Consider the following 3,685-nt stretch of genomic DNA (forward strand, 5'->3'; position numbering starts at 1 on the left):
CGCCTCCGGCGAACCGGAGGCGGGCCCTCGGGGGGTGCGTGAGTACTCACACGGTCGACTCAGCCCTGGCGGGCCTTGAACCGGGGGTCCTTCTTGTTGATCACGTAGGTCTTGCCGCGACGACGGACAACCTGGGCGCCCGGCTTGTTCTTCAGCGACCGAAGGGACTTGCGGACCTTCATGTGGCGCTCCTTAGGCTCTCGGGGCGGCCGCGATGGCCGCCGACACGACTGGGAATCACTGTGCGACACGTCCGGCCACGGGGTCGGATGTACGACACACAACTGGTCCATCGTAACGGACCACCCGGCAAGAACTCCAACCGACGAGGGACCGCACCACGGACCGCGCACTGATGTCACGTGGACGTCACACGCGGTTCCTAAGCTGAGCGCATGAACCAAACGCCACCCGACTCCAGTGCGCTGCGCGCCTCCATCATCGCCGAACTCGGCGTGCGGCCCGACATCGACCCCGCCGAGGAGGTCGAGACGCGGGTCGCCTTCCTCGTCGACTACCTGCGCTCCACACCCGCCTCCGGCTTCGTCCTGGGGATCAGCGGCGGTCAGGACTCGACGCTCGCGGGGCGACTGTGTCAGCTCGCGGCCGAGCGCCTCCGCGAGGAGGGGATGGAACAGGCCCGGTTCGTCGCGATGCGCCTTCCGTACGGCGTACAGGCCGACGAGGCCGACGCGCAGATCGCACTCGAGTTCATCCGCCCGGACGCGTGCCTGACGGTGGATGTCCGTGCAGCGTCCGACGCCGCCGCCGAGGCCGCCTCCACGGCCCTTGCGGCACTCCCCGACCAGGCGGGTCCGCTCCGGGACTTCGTCCGTGGCAATGTCAAGGCGCGTGAGCGGATGATCGCCCAGTACGCCGTGGCCGGGCAGGTGAACCACCTCGTCGTCGGCACCGATCACGCCGCCGAGGCGGTGACCGGCTTCTTCACAAAGTACGGCGACGGCGGCGTCGACCTGACCCCCCTGACCGGTCTCACCAAGCGCCAGGGCGCCGCGCTCCTGCGCCACCTCGGCGCGCCCGAGTCCACCTGGCGCAAGGTCCCCACCGCCGACCTGGAGGACGACAGGCCCGGCTTACCCGACGAGGTCGCGCTCGGCGTCACCTACGCGCAGATCGACGACTACCTCGAGGGGCGCGAGGGTGTCCCGACCGACGCCGCCGCCCGCATCGAGTCCCTGTTCCTCGGCTCACGGCACAAGCGCACCGCCCCCGCCACGCCGCTCGACACGTGGTGGCGCTGACCGGCTCAGTGCCGCTGATCGCTCAGCCCAGCAGCGACCACACCGTCTCCAGCGCCTCCGCCGTGCCGGGCACGTCGAAGGCCTGCGAGGTGAACACCGCCGCGGACCGGCCGGCACGGCGGTCGACGTAGCCGATCGTGCCCAGTCCCCCGGCCCAGCCCACCGTCCCGTCGGGGCGGACCTCGACCTGGAACCCGTAACCACATCCGGGCTCCAGGAACCCCTCGGCGGAGGCCCGCTGGCGCTCGGTGAGGTGGTCGGAGGTCATCAACCGCGCGCTCTCCGCGCCGATGAGCGGACCGCCGTCGACGAGTACGTCCAGGATCGCCAGGTAGTCGTGCACCGTCCCGGCGAGCCCGCAGGCGAGGGAGTCGAACACCGGCCGGGCCGTGAGCCTGGCCGAGGTGTTCACCGGCGCCACCCGGCCGTCGGGCCCGAGTCCGTACGTGACGACCAGTCGGTCCGGATCGGCCGTGAACCCGGTGTCGGTCAGACCGAGGGGCCCGGTGACGTGTTCGGCGACCAGCTCCCCCACCGACGCGCCTGTGGCGCGGGCGAGAAGGACTCCGAGGATGTCACTGCACGTGTGGTACCACCACCCGCCGCCCGGCTGTCCGGCGAACGGGAGCTCGGCGAGCCTGCGCAGGTACTCCCCCGGCGGGACGGCCGGTGCGTACGGGCCGGGCGCGACCCCTCTGACGGCCATGGCCTCGCCCAGGTCGGGGTTGCGTACCGGCCACCCGACGCCGGCGGTCATCGTGAGCAGGTCCCGGACCGTGACAGGTCTTTCAGCCGGTACCGTCCGGTCCAGCAGCCCGTCGGGTTCGGCCAGCACCCGCGGCCGTGCGAGCTCGGGCAGCTGCGCGTCCACCGGATCGTCGAGGGCGATCACGCCACGCTCCACCAGCCGCATCGTGAGGATGCCCGCGATCGGTTTGGTGTTGGAGGACAGCGGGAACACCGCATCCTCGCGCATTGGGGACCCGCCCATGGACCGCGTACCGCCCGCGGCGAGACGTGTGTGTCCGTCCTGCCGGACGCCGCAGACGTACCCGATCAGTCGGCCGGCGTCGACGAGCTCGTCGAGCACGGCGGCGATCTCCCGCGGCTCCGCCATGTACCGACCCTACGTCCGCACGAACCGCCGCGGAAGACGGCGAAATGACGAGATCCCGGGCGGTCGTCTCCGACCTCCCGGGATCTCGTCCTCGGTGGAGCTAAGGGGACTCGAACCCCTGACCCCCACACTGCCAGTGTGGTGCGCTACCAGCTGCGCCATAGCCCCGTATCCATTTCTCTGCCGTTCCCCTCTCGGTGACCGGCCCGACTTAAGTTACACCACCACGGTCCGGCCTTCCAAATCGGCCCCGGCCCCGCCGGAAAAGGCGAGGCCGGGCACGAAAACGGTGGGCGCGTGGCCCGCGAGACCGCAGAGGATCAGGCGACGATCTCCTGCAGCCAGGCGGCGTTCGCGAGGTCCACGACCTCACCTTCGAACGCGACGGTCGGGGTCGACACGCGATCGGTGATCTCCCGGATGGTCTGCTGGGCGTTGTCCGCACTGTCGGAGGCCTTGTCCATGCCGCCGTTAGTCTCCACGTTGCCGATGCACTCGACCGTGTCCGGGTTCGCACCGGCCTCCTCGGCGATCCCGGCGAGTTCCTGCGCCGAGAGGTCGCCGCCACCCTCGGCGGGCTGCTGGGCGAAGAAGGCGTTCTTGACGTCGAAGAACACGGGCAGGGAGTCCTTCGCCGCGACGCACTGGACGGCCGCCAGGGCGCGCGTGGAGTACTCGCCCGACCCCGACTGGCCGTTGAGGAAGTTGAGGGTGTGGAACTCGACCCGCAGATCCCCGGCCTCGACGGCCTCGGAGATGGACTCGCCGTACTGCGCCTCGAAAGAGCCGCAGGCGGGGCACATGTAGTCCTCCCAGACCTGGATGGTCGGGGCGTCCTGCTGCCCCACGATCACCACGCCGGTGTCCGTGATCTCGATCTGCTCGTCGGCGGTCTCACCGAACGTGATGGGGTTGGCCTCGCCGCCCCTCTGGGCCATCCAGACCACTCCACCGAGGACTACCACCGCGACCGCGATGAGCGCGACGACGGTGATGATCATCCCGTTGTTGGACTTGGTCTGCAGCACTTTGGTGCTCTTGTTGGGCTTGGCGTTCACGTGTCCGCGGGCCTTTCTCTACTGGGAGACCGTCGACCCCTTCCGGGTGACCGGCACTAGGGAAAGGGTACCGAAGCCTTGGTCACCGACCCCCTGGGTGCACGTGCGCCGGCACCGTCAGCGATACAGACGAAGCTCTTGTGGTGTCGAACACGTGGACGTAGACTAGAACACGTATTCGAGACAAGTCGCGGCGCGGCCGCACGGTCGATCACGGGGGGTGGGGCATGGACGGCGATCCCGAGCGC

The 3,685-nt window shown here is 69.7% G+C and carries 4 protein-coding genes and 1 tRNA gene; 1 reads left to right on the forward strand and 4 read right to left on the reverse strand.

Annotated elements, in window-relative coordinates:
* Positions 1-59: 59 nt before the first annotated feature.
* Positions 60-182 (reverse strand): type B 50S ribosomal protein L36, encoded by a 123-nt coding sequence (gene ykgO / locus G6030_RS13150; RefSeq protein ID WP_007626209.1) that lies wholly within the window; start codon positions 180-182, stop codon positions 60-62.
* A gap of 213 nt (positions 183-395) precedes the next feature.
* On the opposite strand from ykgO, the gene nadE reads away from it, so the two are divergent.
* On the forward strand, positions 396-1,262 hold the full coding sequence (nadE, locus tag G6030_RS13155; RefSeq protein ID WP_007626208.1) for an ammonia-dependent NAD(+) synthetase: 867 nt from the start codon (positions 396-398) through the stop codon (positions 1,260-1,262).
* Positions 1,263-1,284: 22 nt separating this feature from the next.
* Here nadE and G6030_RS13160 read toward each other — a convergent pair whose 3' ends face one another.
* The 3 genes from G6030_RS13160 to G6030_RS13170 all read right to left on the reverse strand — a co-directional run bounded on the left by G6030_RS13160 (position 1,285) and on the right by G6030_RS13170 (position 3,437).
* A complete protein-coding gene (locus tag G6030_RS13160) occupies positions 1,285-2,379 on the reverse strand; it encodes a serine hydrolase domain-containing protein (protein WP_007626201.1) in 1,095 nt (364 codons plus the stop codon).
* Positions 2,380-2,474: 95 nt separating this feature from the next.
* Positions 2,475-2,547 (reverse strand) — tRNA-Ala (locus tag G6030_RS13165).
* Positions 2,548-2,699: 152 nt separating this feature from the next.
* The gene (locus tag G6030_RS13170) at positions 2,700-3,437 is read right to left on the reverse strand and encodes a thioredoxin domain-containing protein (protein ID WP_007626199.1); all 738 of its coding nucleotides are present in this window, start codon (positions 3,435-3,437) and stop codon (positions 2,700-2,702) included.
* Between the last annotated feature and the right edge of the window lie 248 nt (positions 3,438-3,685).

Source organism: Dietzia sp. E1 (genome assembly GCF_014145015.1).
GTDB lineage: Bacteria > Actinomycetota > Actinomycetes > Mycobacteriales > Mycobacteriaceae > Dietzia > Dietzia cinnamea_A.

Bases quoted from the DNA above. Each gene is read 5' to 3' on its own strand.
- nadE (WP_007626208.1), top strand. From the start codon at position 396: ATGAACCAAACGCCACCCGACTCCAGTGCGCTGCGCGCCTCCATCATC.
- ykgO (WP_007626209.1), bottom strand. From the start codon at position 182: ATGAAGGTCCGCAAGTCCCTTCGGTCGCTGAAGAACAAGCCGGGCGCC.
- G6030_RS13160 (WP_007626201.1), bottom strand. From the start codon at position 2,379: ATGGCGGAGCCGCGGGAGATCGCCGCCGTGCTCGACGAGCTCGTCGAC.